This window comes from Bradyrhizobium sp. JR4.3 (genome assembly GCF_040547695.1).
GTDB lineage: Bacteria > Pseudomonadota > Alphaproteobacteria > Rhizobiales > Xanthobacteraceae > Bradyrhizobium > Bradyrhizobium canariense.
In genome coordinates this window covers 1-16,403 of the sequence record NZ_JBEPQF010000065.1, presented here as the reverse complement: position 1 = coordinate 16,403, position 16,403 = coordinate 1, and the positions used below count along the sequence as shown (strand labels likewise).

Here is a 16,403-nt window from a genome sequence, read left to right as displayed (position 1 = left end):
CCAAACGCATCGGCGCCAAAAAGGCCAAGGTTGCCGTGGCTCGCAAAATGGCTGTCATCCTCCATGCTATCTGGACCGACGGCACCGAATTCCAGGCAGAGATGCGCACCGCATGAACCAGTCTTAAACCAACCCGGATCCGCCTTCGGCGGAACAAGCGTCCCTGCCGGGACGAAGGTGTGGGCAATCTCGAAGTCGTCCCTGCGGGCTTTACGCACCGCGCTCTTCACATCGAGATGCCACGCCTTTTGAACGCCATCATGCGGCGCTCCTGCATAGAGACGACCGCGGAAAGAACCATGAACCCGGCAGCGGATCATTTTTGTCTATCGGGGTTGACACCGTGCCCGCGATTAAAGAACGGACGACTATTTCTTGCACTCCAAGCGGAACCGGCGATCCTGCTGGCCGACCGCACCCGCATCGCCAGCGTGTTGAAAACCTGATTTGGCCACCGCAATCGAAATACCGAGCAACCGGCCCACAAGTCCGGCCGCGAGATTTTCCAGCTTGTGGGCGTTCCTCTCGGCCTGAAGCGCAGATTTCAATTGGCTCTGACGGGAAAGCTCTTCCGGGGTGAGCGGCATGAGTGATCGGTTGCAACGAACGGGAGTTGCGAGACGCGTACTTGGAATCCTGCCCAGGGCGCGCGATTAATTCCTAGCGCCTGGGCAGAGCCTAAGCCCCGTCGAAGGCAGTTCGTGTTGGCTACGAGGATACGCTATCTCTCCTCGACGGCCGATGCCATGAGAAGTCGCGCTAGGATGATTTTACGGCCGGCTCGAGCCGCCCTGCCCATCCTCACATCCTTTGGCCAAGAGACCGGTAGTAGCGGTATTGGTTCGAGCCTGCCGGATGCTCGAACTGGAAGCAACCCGCGAAATTCTCGATCGCTTGCATGACCCCTTTCAGGGACGGGGCCGTGAAGGCATGGGTCTGCCCCGTCGACCAATGCGAGAGGTAATTGCTCACGATGGTTGCCACCGAGGTGCCGAGGCCGGCGAGTTGGGCAGCCTCCAGGACCAGGCGGCCAGCCGCGCCGTGGAGATCGACGGCTGCCCTGATGGCGTCTATCAGGTTTTTCGCCATGTGCTTGTCGTCGTTGAACGCAATGCCGATCGGCACCGGAATGCCGACTTTGGAGATGATCTCCTCGAGCTTGAACTCGAGATACTGTCTGATACGGGGAGCGGCATCATCGGTGTTGCCGGTATCCAGAAAGGCGTGAGTCGCATCGCGGATCTTATGGATTGCGCCCGACTGTGGCAGCACCGATGTTCGTGCCGTGCCCTGAATGCACTGATGCCACCAGCCGCCCTCGTTGGCATTTGTGTTGAACAGCTTCTCGAGGACAGTGTCGTGGCTGAGAAGGATGACCTGTGGGCCATCGGGGACGCCGGGCCGGGCGAATTGTTCCTTGAACACGTTCATCAGGTGGAACTGGTGTCCGGAATCAAAGCTCGATGTTACGTCATCGAGAATCAGAAACTTGGCGCCCCCACCATAGAGCGAAGCGGCCGCCAAATAGACGCTGATCGCAAAGGCGTTGCGATAGCTTTCGGAGAGAACGGCTTGGGCTGAGACGTCCGGCAGCGTCCAGAACTGAGCAAGCGAGATGGAAAGATCCTCGCTGCCGGTGCGCTTCCTCAGGGCCGGCACGACATCGGTGTACATGATCGCTGCGAAGATATTTCGGCTGACGGGCTCGATCGCGGCGAGCCGACGCGCACTCGCCGCGGATTCGGCGCTTGCGAAGCATGAGCTGGCTGTGTCAAGGAAGCTCTTGACCCGGGCAATTCGCGCAAGCTCTGCAGTGATGGCGGACTGCTCTCTCCGCGCGGCGCGCAGGTCCGACAAATTGCTCTGAAGACGGCGTGCGGCTTCAGCCTTTTCCACCACAGCGGTGAGCTTGTCTGGAAGGCCCTTCTCCAGGGTGAGTTTCCTGTCGGTCAACTCTTTGACGTTGGCGAGCGCGCGCTTCCTGAGCGTCTTCAGCCATTCGGCGAGCGCGCGTGCGCGCACCCCGTCCAGCGCCCCCTTCAGTCCCACGTCCTTTGCAGCGGAGAGCTGGGCCGGCTCATCTTCCTGGCGGCCCAACCGTTCCAGCTCGTCAAGCTGATTCCAGCCTTGTTCGGTCCACTCTCGGGCCAGATTGGCAGACGCAGTCTCCACGGCCTCAAACGCCGCGATTTTGTCGCGAACGTGGTCGAGAATCGAACCGGGAGCGGATTGATCACATGTGGGGCAGAGGCACTTGTCAGCCCAACTGTCATCCTCAAGGATGGTTTCGCTGAGACCGTAGAGCTGACGAAACAGATCTCCTTGCGTAAAGTTTAGGGCGGCGTCGCGAGCATCGGCCAGTTCCACGATGCGGTTGGCATACTGTTCGCTTGGCGTGGCTTTCACGGCCTCTGACCACCTCGCCTCGTCGCGCAGGATTTTCGCGAGTTCTGTCCTTGCCTCACCTCCCTCGGCAGCCTTCGCTGCATCGACGCAACTTGAAGGATCGATCTCCTCGAACCTCCTCCCCGCGCAGAGGGGCTTGAGCAGTTCGATGCCACTGAGGGCGGAATGCGCCTTCGCGAGCATCGTCGCCTCGGCTTCGGCCGGATCGTATTCGTCGCCGACGAGCGCCGTGAAGGCCTCCTTGATATTGCCTCGGGCCCGCTGGACGGATACGGCGGCACTATTTTGCTTGGCTTCTTTGCCGGCGAGGCCGAAGTGATTGTTGAATGCCCTCGTGTTTGTCAGCGAGGCCAACCCTTGCCGCAGGGACGAGTAACGCTTCAGGCCCAGCAGCCCCGCGAACGAGCGCCCGCGCTTCTGCGGCGCAAGATCGATAAAGTCCTGAAATGTCTTTCCATCGAGAAGGACGAACTCGCGATTGAGGTCGGCGAGGATCGCATTTCCGTCTGCACCTGCGCTAGCCACAACGGTTCGCCCGCCGGCGGCATCGCGCCGGACCGTCACATCGACCTCGGCGCCGCCGCCGGCAGGCATAAGGGTCAGGGTGATCGTTCCCACACCACCCGCATGGAAGCGGTTCAGATAATAAGACGAGCCCTTTTCGGCCGCGGGCAGATCATCGAGTTTGGGAATTCGGCCGGTGATCGCGTAGACCACCGCATCAAAGATCGATGTCTTTCCTACCCCGTTGGGCGCGGAGATGGAGTTGACGCAATCCGTCTTGAGTTTGAGGACGAGAGGGGCACCCTCGTTGTTGATGCCGCGAAAGCCTTCGATAGAGACCTTCTGGAGATACCAGCCGCTCATTGTGCAGGGCCTTCCTCAGAGGCGGTCGGCTGGGATTCGACAGGCGAGGTCGCTGCATACAACGCGTCCAGGAGCGCATCGTGATCGAGAGCGATGTCCAGGCTGAGGCTTGACAGTGCCCCCGACAGGACGTCTGCCAGGGGATCGTCGATCCGCTTGAGCGCGGCCGAGAGCGCCGAGATGTTTTCATCAACGGTTCTGCTGTCATCGATTTCGAACGCAATTTCAGTATTCGTCACTATGCTCCCCCAAGCACATAATCGTTCGTCGTCGTCACACAATGCGGCAACGCAAATGATCGTCTTGCTACTGCTTTCGTGCACGCACGTGGTACGGATTCGGCCTCACATTCAACACGGCTAACGCGTTATCCACCTCGCAGACAGCGCGCCCTTGGTACTTTCCGTACGAAACTGATTCTGAGCGACCTCCTCAGCCGCGCGAGTAGGTTTCTTAGCGCCCCCGCGTCGCAATTCTGTTAAATGCGACAATCGGCTGAGAGCACGGCGCCGCAACCTTTGAGTCGGAAGCGGCGAGCCCGGCGAGGTGTCTTGCTCACGGGACGAGGCCCATTTTGTTCTCCCTTCCGGCCGAGGAGCCCGCGGGCCGATGACTTCAAGCTCGTCGGGTTAATGGCCCGCCCCTTGCTGCGCCGAGCCTGCAAGATCGGAAAGCAAGTACCTCACCGGGAGAGCCGAGTTACTTTCCAGCCCTGACAATCTCGACGTCGAGCTTGCACGCGCCGGACTTGAGCTCCAGGAAAATAGGCCTGCAGAATCCGCTCGGCGCTTCGAGCATCATCTGTTCGCCGGTGGATCTGGTTCCCTGGAAAACATATCGTCCCTGCGCCGATTCCAGGGGCCGCTTTGCTGAATTCGCCATCAAGTACCCGTAATTCTTGTCGTAGCAACCGCGGACGCTGGCATTCAGGTCAGGCAATTTTCCGGCACAGGTGAATTGCCAGGCGATCTCATCGCCAGACCGCGGCTGATAGCTCGCGCCGTCGTCCGCCTGTAGCGTGGTTTGGATGGACGTGTCCTCTCCGAACACCACCGAGAAGCGCCCTCCGTTGGGGTCTTGACGCACGACCAGTCTTGCCGATCGCCCCGAGACGATCCGCCTCAGCGAGACGACCCTATGCTCAATAGCCTCGTCGCGGGCAGGCGCCATCACAAGCACAAGCGCGGCCTGCTGGTCGAGTTCAGCCTGCAGGATCCCGGCGTATCTTTGCCGCTCCGCAAGGGAGCTCGGATACCCGGCACGTCCCAGATAATCCGTCCAGACGTCTCCGAGAGTCTTGCCACCGGGATAGTCCGCGCGGTCAAACGCGTTTGGCCCGAAATCCAACACAAATTTTTCTCGGGCCGCGGACATCGCCGCTGATAACCGCTGCGTAAGCTCGACCTTGGACGGTTGGGACTGGACCGCAGGATCAGCTGACTGTGCAAAGACGGGGAGCTCAATCGAAAGGAAGATCGCGCCTGCCAAGCCTAGACAGCAGAGAGCGCTCTTTAGTAGAGAGACGCAAAGAATTTTCAAGCAAGCCTCCTAAACATCTTAACTCGGACCACAACCTATGATTTGATATATGGAAATCGCATCCAATTTGCACTTTGCAAAAGCAAACCGCAACCATTCCTTGCAAACTATATGATCGAAGAAATTGGCGCCTTTCTAAATGCCATACCCGGGGCGGCGGCGAGCCCTCTCGCCCTTATCGCGTATCTGGCAACGGTCCTTGCCTGGACGCTGATTGCGTGGCGGGTGAAACGCTTCCAGATCCTGATGGACAAGATCGAGAAGCTGAAAGAAGAAGATCGCCTGGAGGCGATACGTATCGAAACTGGCCGCGTCGTGCCGAAGGGAATGACCGCGGAGCAGTATCTCCGCTCGCGCATTCATTTCTTCATATTCGCGGGCTTCCTTGCCTTCTGCGCCACAGCGGTTTTCGTTGCCTCCATGGCTCTCGTTCGTGTGTACGAGCAGAAGGCTCGTGCGGACGGGTACATCAACGAAATACTCGGTCAGCCGTCCTCGTCCACCCTCGAGGCCCCCTCACCTTACAAGAGTGCGATCAACACACTTCGCAATGGCCGAAGCATGATAGTGGAGGCGCAGGCCGAGATAAGACGTCCGCTCTCGAAGGCAGATCTCGATCGAATTGTTGCCGAGTGGCAGCTCCAGCATCTGTCGGCGGATCAAATCAACGACCGGTTCGCAGAAGTGGCGGGAACGGCGCGGCTGAAACGGGCCAATCAGAAGCTGGGCGAGGTCACAGGCAGAATCGAGGCGATTTATGAGAAGCTCGCCAATTGCATCCGAGCAGCGGAATGCAGGCCCGGCGATCAATTCCCCAGAATGTGCAATGCAGTCAAAGACATCCTCGCTACCATCGACCAGATCAATGCTTCCGCGCTTGCGATTCCGGGCGTGAATTTCAACGCCTCCGGGACGATTGCGACACTCGGTGGCGGATCAATGGACATCGATTTTACCAAGCTGGCCGCGCCAAACGTAACCTATCTGGGGACCGTGATCTGTGATCGACGTTAGGTCGATTGATCGCGCCTCTCGATTGGAACAAAGCTCGACAAGGCCTGTAATTTCGTCCTTTTACGAGGGTTGAGGCATCGGTGCAAAAAATAGCCGTCATTGGTCTCAGCCTGCTGGCGCTTCTTGGCTGCGCACCGGCGGCCGCCGCAGATTTGTCGACCACAATTGCGTCGATGATAGAGCCTGTACGAAGCGCCTACACGTTCCTGCATGAGAATCCCGAGCTGGGGAAGAAGGAGTTCAAGGCCCAGGCGTATCTTCTGGATGCGCTGAAGGGATTTGGCTTCACGGAGTTTATCGTCTCGACCGAAGCGCCGACGGCCGTGATCGCAGTTCTTGATAGCGGTAGGCCGGGACCAGTTATTGCACTGCGAGCTGAGATGGATGCCCGCCCCCTCGAGCTCAACGCGGTTGAGCCAATGTCTCACACCCCGCGCTCACGGATCGACGGCTTGATGCATAATTGTGGTCATGACATCCACGCATCAATCTTGCTCGGCACTGCTGCCATTCTGATCGCCAACAAGAACCGTATTTCAGGAAGGATCGTCTTCTTGTTCCAACCGGCCGAGGAAACCCCGGGCGGCGCCGATGACATTGTGCACGAGAGGATTCTCGAGCGCCTCGGGGTCAAGACAATCTTCGCCGAACATGTCGCTCCCGGCATGCCGATAGGGACCATCGCGATCGCACCAGGTTTTGCCTTGGCCGGAAGCAACTACTTTCATCTCAAAATCAAAGGGACGGGCTCGCACGCGGCTGCGCCCAATGAAGGCAGCGATACGCCGCTCGTCGCCGCGCGCATGGCGATCGAGCTGTCTGAGTATCCGGCTCGTCACCTTGATATCGCTAACAAGCCTGTCATCATTTCGGTCACGCGACTCCTCGCCGATGGCAATGCGGGCAATGTTATCCCCGCGGAGGCCGATGTCAGCGGCACCATCCGCAGCTTCGAGAATATCGCACAGGGCGAGAACGGCGAGCCCTCACTCAAGGAAAAGCTCGATCAGCTTGTCTCGCGAATGGCAGCGGAGGCGACTGTAAATTACGACTGGACGATCCGACCGGGTGCGCCGGCGACGCGTAACGAACCTGCGCTGTTCGAGCAGATCATCCCGCCTCTCGCACTGGCATGGCCCGGGGCGCTGGAGACCCACCCTGGGCGCGGCATGTTCTCGGAGGATTTCTCATATTATACGGACGTCATGCCCGCGCTGTACTTCTCCATCGGAGTCAGCAGGGACGGACGTGGACTGGCTGGAGTCCATACAAAGGAGTTTGATGCGCACCCCGATGTCTTCGCTCAAGGCCTTCGTCTCATGACGACGTTGGCCGTCATTGGGACCACTGGCAAAATGGACTGGCAATAGCCAAACGACCTGCGCCATCGACGCAACCTGGCCCGACGAGCGATAAGGCGACATCTGCGACTATGGTCGTCCCAACCTCAAGAAAGGGCGGCTAGGCTCCCGGGTATTGCAATTGCTGGGACTGCAAGGCAGGCCCAGGAAAGCCTTCTCGCCTGCCAAGAGAAAAGCTAGAATGGCACCTACTGCGCGAGGGATCGAAGCCGCACGGCCGAGACGCAAAGCGGCTCGATTGACGAGAGCCCGGTGCGCCGGCAGCCGCACGCGCTCTGGCCGAGCAACTCCGCCAAGACTTGAATCAGCGGCTCTAGATTTCCTCGCGTACATTCGTCTGCGCGTCGTAGATCCTGATCTGAAGCATGGGAAAACGCTTCTTTAGTTCTTCCGCCTGCCCTCGCGCCGTCTCTGGTTGCAAATTCAGTCTTTGAGCCGGCCGTCCACTTCAAGCGCATAACCAGAGGCCGGCAATTCACGGGTGGCAGCAACCATTTCATTCCCATTCTGCACTGAGGTGATTGGGAATGATGGGTAGCGTGAGTCGCCCAAACGGCGCCAGAGCCATCTACCCAAATGCGGTGATTGGCCAACGCACGTTGTGAATTGGCGCCTTGAATAGATCGCTTCAAGGATGGGCATTTGCATCGTCCGAACAGGCGGACGGCTTTCCACTTGCGCGGATGCATGCACGATAGAACCACGGCTCGACGTAGCTGCCCTTCCAGAGCCCCTGGCCGGTGCGCTCAGCCTCGCGCTGAGCTTCGCGATACCTGCCCTTCGAGTATTGGGGCCAATCCAACGCAAAGCCGCTGCGTACCAGCCATTCACCGAGATCCCTGCCTGCGACCGAGCAGGTCGCGACCGTGCGGCCATACGGGTCGAGGCTGACTGGGACACAATTGACGGGACGGCGGGCAATGAAGACGTCAAGGTCGTTCGCGGCCTGCGCACCGCAACGATATTGCAGACTGTCTTCGCCGCGGCACAGCTGGCTGCTCTCCGGTGCATCGATACCCCAAAGCCGGATGCGCACTCCATGCATTTCCAGCGTGTCGCCGTCGATCACGCTGGCGTGTCCGACAAAATCGTCGGCCAAGGCCACGTTTGACAGAATGACGAGACTCAATGCGAGAGAGGTTCGACGCATCCCAACGACCTTGTAGCTATCGCAAATCTCGCGGATTTGATTTCGGCCAGTTTTCAAGTGGTATCGCCTCTTTGCCGAAGCCGTGCAGACGGACGATGACCGGCTTACCTCCAGCGAAACTTGATGGATGCGCTTTGGAACTGACGAGATGAAACCGGCCAAGCTCACAATTGGCTTGTCGATATCCGAACTGAGCTTATCGATCCGCTCTTGGTGACTTGCCGCACCTTGTCCGACGAAGCGGAAATTTCATCAAACTTCCTGGCGCGGATTGACGGTAGCGGTGACCATGCCGAGATGACCCTTTCACAATTCTCGGGTGAAGGTATCAGCTCGGACCGCATCAATCTGTCCAGTTTACATAGTGCCAAGGGACGCGAATTTTCGGTGGTGATCCTGTTTGCCACGGACCAGGGCTGAATTCCTTGGAACAACGCCTCCGCGGAACGCTTGCGGGAGTGGCGCTGCTTGTTCTATGTGGGCTTCACACGCGCGAAAGCCGAAATTCACATGATGTACTCTGCCTACAGCCATCAGCCTTTGTCACCGAGGTGCAAACACGTTTGGCAGAAACATAAGTTCAGACGCTCTCCGAGATTGCGTTGCACAGACGAAAGAGATTGACGGATTTCCAAAGCGAACGCGCTAGCCTGCATTAGCCATTTCTTGCAACGCTGTGCAGCGCTTCATGATCTCGTCATCGACGTCTCCCAGTAGAACCCCGTCGTCGCCCATTTTTTTATAATCCGCTTCCAGTTCTTTGCGGATGCTCTCGTCGGGAACAAGCTGGAGCTTGCCGGAGATGGCCGCGACGTAGTCGTTGCTGTCTTTCTCACGGAAGAACTTCGACTTCCAGTCAGCGACTTCTTTGGTAAGAGGCTTGTCATCAAATGCAGCCTGGGCAAAGCCCTTGTCGTCGAGCCGCACAAGATCATGCCAGTGGCGGGAAATACGATCACCGTCGATCCCCTGTGCACAAAAGACGTGGATCGCGGTTGCCTTTTCCCAGAAGGTCCTCTTGGGCAGCATGATCCTTGGTTTCGCCGTTGGAAACTCGATCTCGGGCAAGTGGCTGGCGGCATTACAGGTAACCGGACGGATTTCGGCCGGTTCACCGGTTGATCGCGCGCCGAATTCAAGCTTCACCTGGGGCGGGACATACCCACTCCCTTTCGCGAGCGGGTCATAGTCCACATAGATGGTCGCATCAGCGATCAGACCGATGTTGAGCTTGTCCAGATTGTAAAATCGTCGAACTGGATGGCTCTGGCATATGGCGATAACAAACGTGCCTCAGCCTCCCGACCCCCGTAGCGCCTTCGATCACCATCGTACTCTCCTTGTGAGGGCTCAAATCCCGCTTGCAAGTGAACATCGATTGGACCATCGCTGAAGTATGCAGCGCGAACTTCTGCGAAAGCCGAACGCGCTGCACGGCTCACGCAGTCTTTAAAACAAGATAGCGATGGTTTCTCCAGCTAAGAGGTAACCGCCTTGGCATCCCTCAGCTTTTGTCGCGCATCGTTGGGGGCCTCCCGCACTGCGAGAAATACTCTGCCTCCGAAATCGAGTATCGACTTGGCCTGCTCGTGGTAGATCTCTGGATTGCCTTCCGTGACCTGCCGAACCCGTTCGGCACTGACGACAATCTTTACCTTGACGTCTGGAGCTGCGAACTCGGCCAAACGCACTTTCGCGGCCTGAAATTTGTCGACTAAGTCACTGACTTTCTCAGCCGAGTAGATGCGATCCCCTACTAAGCGGAGCATGGTCGCCCCTTTCCACTCGCTATCAAATGCTTTCCTAAGCCAAAGCAGTTCGGTCTCACCAACCTCCTGCACGCCACCTCCAGGCAAATTGACGATCACCATTTCGCTTCCTCCAACCACAACATCAAATCAGTCAGTGCTGACTGCAATACGCAACCGGGCATCCCACCGTCTCCGATCCATCGAAGATAAAGACTTCCGCCACCCCATTTGCCTTTGCCCGTCCCTCGAACGAGTTCCACGAGCCAAGAAAGACGCACTTCCATCTATATCTGATTAGTTGCATAATTGCATCAATGCTATTAAGGTTTTGGCGAGGCATTTGTAATTACTGAAAGTGCGGCGACCTCGGTTAGCTTCACCACGTCGTCGACGATGCGTTCGTAATTCTTGTCGATGCTGGCCGTGCTGTTCAAACTTCAGACCGGGGCCGTTGGCGATGACAGCCGCCGCGGCTGGGCTTGTCACGGCTCTATTGCGCAGGACCGCGGTGCCAGCAGCCTGTCAGGAATGGAGTTCGCCATGTTCACCTGCAGGCAGCAGATCCAGATTGTGGTCGGCGGGGCCCATGCTCGCCAAGACAAGACCGAGTGTCTGCGACGAAGACATCGTGCCCTTGCACGGTCCTCCCCAGAAGGCAGCTCATCCGAGGTAATGCGCGCAATGTTCTACAACGTCCCTCGCAATCGAAAGAGTGGCCGAGCTCACTCTGCTGAACTAATCGCGCGGCACGGGTGGCAAACCTCAAATACACTTTCAGTATACGGCACTGTCGATCGTTGGTGTATTCGAGGTTGAGGAGAAGCAGCGATGATAAAAGGGGCAGCAATTGCTACCTTACTAGCTTCGGCTCTGATGTCGGGCATGCAAGCAGAGCCCGCCCTGGCGGGGGCCAGCGTCCAGGAGTACGGCGCGGCGTTAGTCCAATACTTCAATAGTCTGAACGCAGGCTACGAGCCTTTCATCACGGCCGAGGGACAGCAGGTCGGAGACGTGATCGACGTGAGGGACAGGTCAGTCCTGAAACGGCGATCAGTCTGCTTTCCCAGCCTGGTGCCACCGCAACCGGATAAATTCGATCTTCCCAGATACGTAGGAATCTCTGAGAGCGCCGCCTCCTTCTTCTTCGATTTGAAGAAGCTCTTTGGCTTGGCGGCGAGCGGTAAGCTGGTCGACAACATCTCGTTGGTTTTCACAGACGCCACCATCGAGGACATCACGCTCGACGATTTGCAATCCAATTTGTCTAAGGAATGCGAATTCCTCAAACCACTGATCGCCGATGCACAACCGATCAAGCTCTACGGCCGGACCGCGACATTAATCCGGACTGTCATAAGGGCAAAAACGACTACGGTCATGTCTTTCGGGACCGACCTGAACGCGAACGCAAAGGTGGAAACGCTGAAAGGTTTGCTGCCGGGCGGTGCCGCCAGCGTCCTTCCGGTGGATGCTTCGATCGAAGCCAAAATAGGCTTGAAAGGGCAGACAGGGTCGGTGTGGCCGCCGAACGCGGCGTTTTATTGGGATTAAATGATCCATCGGATCGGAGGTCGATATGGCCGGAAAATCGGACTATTTCAGTGGCGCCCTAGAGGGGTGGGAACCAATTGATTCACCCACTCGAGGCCAGGACGCGGCGGCCCGCCCACCGGAAAAACCAGATCGGGTGGCTCAGGAATTCGTTAAGGTCGCAAGGAAATATGCATCCGACGCCGTGGTCAAAGATGAACGGACGTCCGAACATTCGACCCTCGTGCGCGCCAAGAAGAAGGGCTCGGTCGATAATGACGTAAGCGCCAAGACCTTCGTCGTCTCTGGAAACAAGATAGTGGGGTCTCAGGGTTGAAGTCAGGGGTGGCGATACCTGCGCCTCCCAACGATTGCCATTCCTCCGTAAAGGAAAGCCCCAAAAAGGGATGCTCGGTCGGCTGATCACGCTCACCAACTCTTCGACGCTAGCGAGCCCGCCGAATGGGGCGCCCGCATTGCCTGAACGTCCCGCATTGGCGAACTTCGTGTCGTGCGTAATTACGGCGGTGCATTAGTCGCCCACGGCCCAGCTCAAAGCACCGTTCTCCCTTCGCCAGTTCAGAATGAGTGCGCTCGACGCCTGGCCGCCGCAAGGCTGCTTGATCAACGTGTCACAAGCAACCCGCTTGGGCAGATTGCCACCTCAGCCCGACATTATTCCCGCCAGTGTGAACGCTTAATTTCACACGGAAAGCCATGTGCGATGATCCCTCGTGCCGGATCGCCGGAATGAATGCCTGTGGCGTCAGGGCCAGACCTTGTTGAGGATATGCGCAAGCCGCGCGCCTGCCTTCGCCAGCTGCTGGCGTTTGAGGTCATCCTGCTTCTGGACATAGGTGGGGTCGGCAAAGGTGACGTCCCAGCCGTCGGCCGTCTTGGCGAAGGTCGCGGTGGCAAAGGCCTGCGGCGCGAGACGAAGCGTGTCAGAGGCCCAGGTCGTGGCCCACTCTTCCAGGGCGACGTTGTCGATCGCGACCGCAGTTGCGAGCGGAAGCAAGTCGAGCGCCTGTTCAACCTTGAAACCGGTCGGCGGGGCATCCCACTCGGTGTGAAGGTTTTTGCCGGAATCCTTGATGACGTTGCCCCCGACGGTTTCGGTGGCCGGATCGATCGTGTGCGTGACGTCGGGATCGACCAGCTTGCCATCCTTGTCGAGATAGACCGCTCCGACGTGCAACGGCTGGTGCAGGTCGCCCACGAGGTGCGCGAGCAGAAACAGCGCTTCACGCTTGTCGGCAATCTTGAACGGTGGCGGCGATGGGCCTTCGAGCAGGACCGCGATCGCGGCGTTGATCGCCGCAACGATGTCGTGGTCGTTGGTACCTTGGAAATTGCGATCGAAATGGCCGCGCTGGATCGCCACATCGTCGAAATGGTAGGTGTTGTGGCAGCCCATTTCTTCCTGATAGGCGTTGCCGTCGTCGTCCTTGCGCTTGGTCAAATAGCTGCACTGGAAGAAGTTGCGCTTGACGTATTGCTGCATGACGGGATGGGCCGAGGCGAAGGGCTTGCACGGGGCTTCGAAAGCCTCCTCGACCACATAGTGAAACGTGCCGTCGGCAAAGCGATGAACGCTCTTGACGCAGTCCAGCCAGGGGCCGGCGGTGCGCAGGTTCACCGCGAGGATCGTGGCAACCTGGCTCTTGGCATTGACGGTGAGCATCTCGTCGGCGATGGCGCCGACGATCTGGTGCCCGTTGGCGTTCCAGGCCTGGGCCCGGTGAGACAATGTCAGGAGCGTGGCGCAGATCAGCGCGGCAATTCTCGGTCGCATGGCGATACCTTTGGTTGGCAATCACGCTTGTCCGAAATGTATTCGATTAAGAAGACACGCCGCGGTTGCAGCTGTCAATATCGCCTCGCATCGATGCCCACTAAAATTGCCAGCTTCGATGGCGCCGCAATGACGCCGCTGTGCTGGCAGCGACGGCGCTACAGCGAACGTGTCGTTTTAGGCGTCTTGAAGAGCTCGGTCTCGCTCTTTGGCGCGCGGAGCACCGGCATGCGCTTGAGCTCGGCGCCAAGCTTGCGACGGGCCGCGTAGAGATCGACTTGACGCTGCAGGTCGAGCCAGAACTCCGGCGTGGTGCTGGTGACATGGGACAGGCGCAACGCCATCTCGGGCGTGACGGCGCGCTTGCCGTTGATGATCTGGCTGACGGAGAAGCGCGACACGTCCATCGCCTTGGCCAGCGTGTCCTGGGTGACGTCGGCGACGAGGATGCGTTTTCTGAGCACGTCCCCCGGGGTCACCGGGGGCGCGGGAAGATACTTCGTCGCCGTCATGACAGGCCTATCGCCGTTCGAGCCGGATCTGGTAGGCGCCAAAGTCCTTCGACCATCGGAAGGTGACGAACCACTTGCCCTCGACCTTGAGGCCGTAGAGCCCGTCGGTCTTGGCAAAGCGGGTGATAGTCCCGATGACGCCGATGTCCTGAAGGGAGTGGCAGGCGACGAGAAGCTGCATGATCTCGTGCGCCGCCACCGTGATGTGCTGGCGGATGCCGCCGCCGAAGCGGGTCGTGGCGATGAGTTCGGTGGTCTTGGTGGCAAATCGTTGCATGGTTCACCTGCAAGGCTGCAATCGGGGATGTTGCCTTGCACGCGGCAAGGCTGATGGCAGCCGTTGCCGGGGGTGAACTTCCGGTGTGGATCTCGAGGCGGAGGACGCGGTCGCGCAGCGACCTGGCGGCAGCCGGCGCGCGGCGCAACTGAACGACTTTGAACGCGGCGAGGCGCGCAATCTCCTTGAGCAGGAGGGCACGAAGGGCGGTGGTGAGCGCCAGGTCGTCCTGCTCGCTCTCGCCGAGGCCGGCGAGCATGTGGCGCAGGATGTGGGCGATCTGGCGCGACGACAGCTCGAGTGCGGGAGCGGTCGGTCCCGGCGCTGGACCCAGCAGCGGACCTGCGGTCCGACCGAATGCGCCGCGGCCGGTGAAGCCGAGGGCGGTGTTGTCGATGTCGCGGTAGAGGCGCCAGAACCGTTTTTGTGAGAACAGCGCCCCGGCGAAGATATGGGCCTGCTCGTGGGCACTGGCGAAGACCGCATCGATGCCGCGATCGAGCGCGGCGAGCTCGCGGCGCAGGGCGTCGGCTGCCCGCGCCTGTTTGGTGCCCAGGATGGCAAGCCCGACCGAGTGGAACGGGTCCGGCTGCGCGACGAGCACGCCCGGATCCAGCACCGCGCACATGCCGGCGTGGTTGGGATCCCAATCGATCTCGACGTTGGCGTTTGCAAGCATGTGACTTGATGTAATGCACAGCATTACATTTGTCAAGCTTCGGTTGTTTCCGGTACTTCCGGGCAGCAGCGGCCCCGACGCCGCTCGGCCGGGCGCGCCGGGGCGGCCACTGCCCGGCCGGCCGTCCCGCCGGCACAGGTTGTGCCGGCGGGGAGCGGAACGACCCCGTTCCCAGTTTCGGAGAAGTTCGGGACTTTATATTCCGCTGGGCGCCGTTGTGCGCCGTTTGTTCCCGCTCCAGTCCTTCGGCGTTACACTGAGCGGGATGACTTGAACTTAGCCTAAACCCCGTCTTGGAACGCTTATTTTTAAGATAGCGGCAAGGACTCGTGTCATGAGGAGAACAGGGGTCATTATACCACCTAACTTTTAAGGCCTTCCGAAAACCCCCTGTGGCACAGTGATTTTTTGAATCGAAGGTCCAAGATCGGGAGAAGTTCGGGAGTTCGTCTTTTGGGAATGGGGAACGGATGCGTTCCCCCTCCCTTTCGAATTATGTTGTTAGGATACCCTCAACGGCGTTGGTGCTAGAATTCCAGCCGAAAGGGAAACTCGTTATGGTGTCGGACAGCGTTAGTCGCGAAGATGTTTATGCCGCTGCCGACGCGATCCTGATGGAGCTCGGCTCCTCTTCGCGGTCAGCTTCGCCGCCGTGCTGGAGAGAACCGGCGGACGCCGCGCGCGGGTTTCGGCTATGTTCAGTGACCGATCGTGACGCGCTGGCAGCGCGGGTACCGAATGCCATGCTGCGGGCCACTGCGAATTTGGCTCGAGATCTATGGCTCATTGCTCAGCTAAGCGCAGGCGTCACCGTCCCGCGCGCCGCTCAACCGTCGGAGCAGTGAAAGATTGTAGCGAACCAGGATCGAAAGCCGGAGCAGCGACAGATCGTGACCCGTCACGATCCAAGGCCCGCCGAGATTCTCTACAATGTAAAGGAGCAGAGAATGGAGCGCGTGCGCGCCTATCTCGAAAAGCAGCGCGAGCCCTCAGCCGTGGTCCCCGTCGTGCGACAGGACTGGGAAAACGCAAAGAATCCTCCGCTCGCCAGAAAGGTAGCCACAGCGCTACGCAAAAGCGGCCATCCGCAACATCCGGTGACGCTGCGAGGACAAGGGATCATTCAGCCAGCCCGCCAGGCTTTCTGCAAATCGGACACCGGCGACGTAGTCTCGATACCCGTCAAACTTGAGAAGCGACATCAATCGGATCCACCGGTATTCCCGCGTGGCAGTCTCTTCATCCCATTCCATGATCTGGCGTAGGAGCTTGAGAGCAAAAGGTTCGTTCATCGTTGGTCGGTTGGGATGGAGCGACGTTGCGTTCGAGGTCGGCCCTGCGCCCTGGCCCAAGGCCACGCAAGCCAATCTAAGCAGCGGTAACTTAGTCGTCCGTTAAGAAGGCGAATTGAGCGGGGCTGGACCGGCCAGCACGCGGCATAGTCGGACCAGGAACAGGCACAAGAGTTCTCTGAGCCAGGCTAGGATGCGGCGGAAGTTGTGGCCGACGGCTGAGAGGATGA

General features: G+C 59.0%; 18 protein-coding genes and 1 pseudogene. 9 read left to right on the top strand and 10 right to left on the bottom strand.

Annotated features, from left to right (window positions below):
• Positions 1 to 116: pseudogene (locus ABIB91_RS40790) on the top strand (IS110 family transposase); the annotation flags it as partial.
• A 252-nt stretch (positions 117 to 368) separates the two neighbouring features.
• Here ABIB91_RS40790 and ABIB91_RS40785 read toward each other — a convergent pair.
• The 4 genes from ABIB91_RS40785 to ABIB91_RS40770 all read right to left on the bottom strand — a co-directional run bounded on the left by ABIB91_RS40785 (position 369) and on the right by ABIB91_RS40770 (position 4,812).
• Positions 369 to 587: a hypothetical protein gene (locus ABIB91_RS40785; RefSeq protein ID WP_354172714.1), complete on the bottom strand. Its 219-nt coding sequence runs from the start codon at positions 585 to 587 to the stop codon at positions 369 to 371.
• Positions 588 to 801: 214 nt separating this feature from the next.
• Positions 802 to 3,273 carry an AAA family ATPase gene (locus ABIB91_RS40780; protein WP_354172716.1) on the bottom strand — a complete coding sequence of 824 codons (2,472 nt, stop codon included), beginning with the start codon at positions 3,271 to 3,273 and terminating at the stop codon, positions 802 to 804.
• A complete protein-coding gene (locus tag ABIB91_RS40775; protein ID WP_280097001.1) occupies positions 3,270 to 3,512 on the bottom strand; it encodes a hypothetical protein in 243 nt (80 codons plus the stop codon). Before ABIB91_RS40775 ends, ABIB91_RS40780 begins: the two co-directional genes overlap by 4 nt.
• 460 nt (positions 3,513 to 3,972) lie before the next feature.
• Positions 3,973 to 4,812 (bottom strand): hypothetical protein, encoded by an 840-nt coding sequence (locus ABIB91_RS40770; RefSeq protein WP_354172718.1) that lies wholly within the window; start codon positions 4,810 to 4,812, stop codon positions 3,973 to 3,975.
• A gap of 111 nt (positions 4,813 to 4,923) precedes the next feature.
• Between ABIB91_RS40770 and ABIB91_RS40765 the strand changes: the two genes are divergently transcribed.
• Both ABIB91_RS40765 and ABIB91_RS40760 read left to right on the top strand, forming a co-directional pair.
• Complete coding sequence (locus ABIB91_RS40765) at positions 4,924 to 5,826, top strand: hypothetical protein (RefSeq protein ID WP_354172720.1); 903 nt, start codon at positions 4,924 to 4,926, stop codon at positions 5,824 to 5,826.
• An 80-nt stretch (positions 5,827 to 5,906) separates the two neighbouring features.
• Positions 5,907 to 7,196, top strand: a complete 1,290-nt coding sequence (locus tag ABIB91_RS40760) for a M20 metallopeptidase family protein (RefSeq protein WP_280097004.1) — start codon at positions 5,907 to 5,909, stop codon at positions 7,194 to 7,196.
• 619 nt (positions 7,197 to 7,815) lie between these two features.
• On the opposite strand, the gene ABIB91_RS40755 is transcribed toward ABIB91_RS40760, so the two are convergent.
• Positions 7,816 to 8,337, bottom strand: coding sequence for a thermonuclease family protein (locus ABIB91_RS40755; protein ID WP_354172740.1), 522 nt, complete (start codon positions 8,335 to 8,337; stop codon positions 7,816 to 7,818).
• A 228-nt stretch (positions 8,338 to 8,565) separates the two neighbouring features.
• Here ABIB91_RS40755 and ABIB91_RS40750 point away from each other — a divergent pair, with 228 nt between their 5' ends.
• Complete coding sequence (locus tag ABIB91_RS40750) at positions 8,566 to 8,757, top strand: hypothetical protein (protein WP_354172721.1); 192 nt, start codon at positions 8,566 to 8,568, stop codon at positions 8,755 to 8,757.
• 225 nt (positions 8,758 to 8,982) lie between these two features.
• Here the strand turns inward: ABIB91_RS40750 and ABIB91_RS40745 are convergent, their stop codons facing one another.
• Positions 8,983 to 9,531 carry a nucleotidyl transferase AbiEii/AbiGii toxin family protein gene (locus ABIB91_RS40745; protein WP_354172723.1) on the bottom strand — a complete coding sequence of 183 codons (549 nt, stop codon included), beginning with the start codon at positions 9,529 to 9,531 and terminating at the stop codon, positions 8,983 to 8,985.
• 284 nt (positions 9,532 to 9,815) lie between these two features.
• Positions 9,816 to 10,208: a hypothetical protein gene (locus ABIB91_RS40740; protein WP_354172725.1), complete on the bottom strand. Its 393-nt coding sequence runs from the start codon at positions 10,206 to 10,208 to the stop codon at positions 9,816 to 9,818.
• Positions 10,209 to 10,916: 708 nt separating this feature from the next.
• On the opposite strand from ABIB91_RS40740, the gene ABIB91_RS40735 reads away from it, so the two are divergent.
• The gene (locus tag ABIB91_RS40735; protein WP_354172727.1) at positions 10,917 to 11,639 is read left to right on the top strand and encodes a hypothetical protein; all 723 of its coding nucleotides are present in this window, start codon (positions 10,917 to 10,919) and stop codon (positions 11,637 to 11,639) included.
• A 25-nt stretch (positions 11,640 to 11,664) separates the two neighbouring features.
• A complete protein-coding gene (locus ABIB91_RS40730; RefSeq protein ID WP_354128255.1) occupies positions 11,665 to 11,955 on the top strand; it encodes a hypothetical protein in 291 nt (96 codons plus the stop codon).
• 429 nt (positions 11,956 to 12,384) lie between these two features.
• Here the strand turns inward: ABIB91_RS40730 and ABIB91_RS40725 are convergent, their stop codons facing one another.
• The 3 genes from ABIB91_RS40725 to ABIB91_RS40715 form a co-directional block, all read right to left on the bottom strand.
• Positions 12,385 to 13,413, bottom strand: coding sequence for a S1/P1 nuclease (locus ABIB91_RS40725; protein ID WP_354172729.1), 1,029 nt, complete (start codon positions 13,411 to 13,413; stop codon positions 12,385 to 12,387).
• A 158-nt stretch (positions 13,414 to 13,571) separates the two neighbouring features.
• A complete protein-coding gene (locus ABIB91_RS40720; RefSeq protein WP_354172731.1) occupies positions 13,572 to 13,925 on the bottom strand; it encodes a HigA family addiction module antitoxin in 354 nt (117 codons plus the stop codon).
• Between the two features lie 7 nt (positions 13,926 to 13,932).
• Positions 13,933 to 14,202 (bottom strand): hypothetical protein, encoded by a 270-nt coding sequence (locus ABIB91_RS40715; RefSeq protein ID WP_280096685.1) that lies wholly within the window; start codon positions 14,200 to 14,202, stop codon positions 13,933 to 13,935.
• Between the two features lie 85 nt (positions 14,203 to 14,287).
• Here ABIB91_RS40715 and ABIB91_RS40710 point away from each other — a divergent pair, with 85 nt between their 5' ends.
• From ABIB91_RS40710 to ABIB91_RS40700, 3 genes are all read left to right on the top strand, one after another.
• Complete coding sequence (locus ABIB91_RS40710) at positions 14,288 to 14,632, top strand: hypothetical protein (RefSeq protein ID WP_354172734.1); 345 nt, start codon at positions 14,288 to 14,290, stop codon at positions 14,630 to 14,632.
• 21 nt (positions 14,633 to 14,653) lie between these two features.
• Positions 14,654 to 14,890 (top strand): hypothetical protein, encoded by a 237-nt coding sequence (locus tag ABIB91_RS40705; protein WP_354172736.1) that lies wholly within the window; start codon positions 14,654 to 14,656, stop codon positions 14,888 to 14,890.
• A gap of 938 nt (positions 14,891 to 15,828) precedes the next feature.
• Positions 15,829 to 16,146 (top strand): hypothetical protein, encoded by a 318-nt coding sequence (locus ABIB91_RS40700; RefSeq protein ID WP_354172738.1) that lies wholly within the window; start codon positions 15,829 to 15,831, stop codon positions 16,144 to 16,146.
• Positions 16,147 to 16,403: the final 257 nt, after the last annotated feature.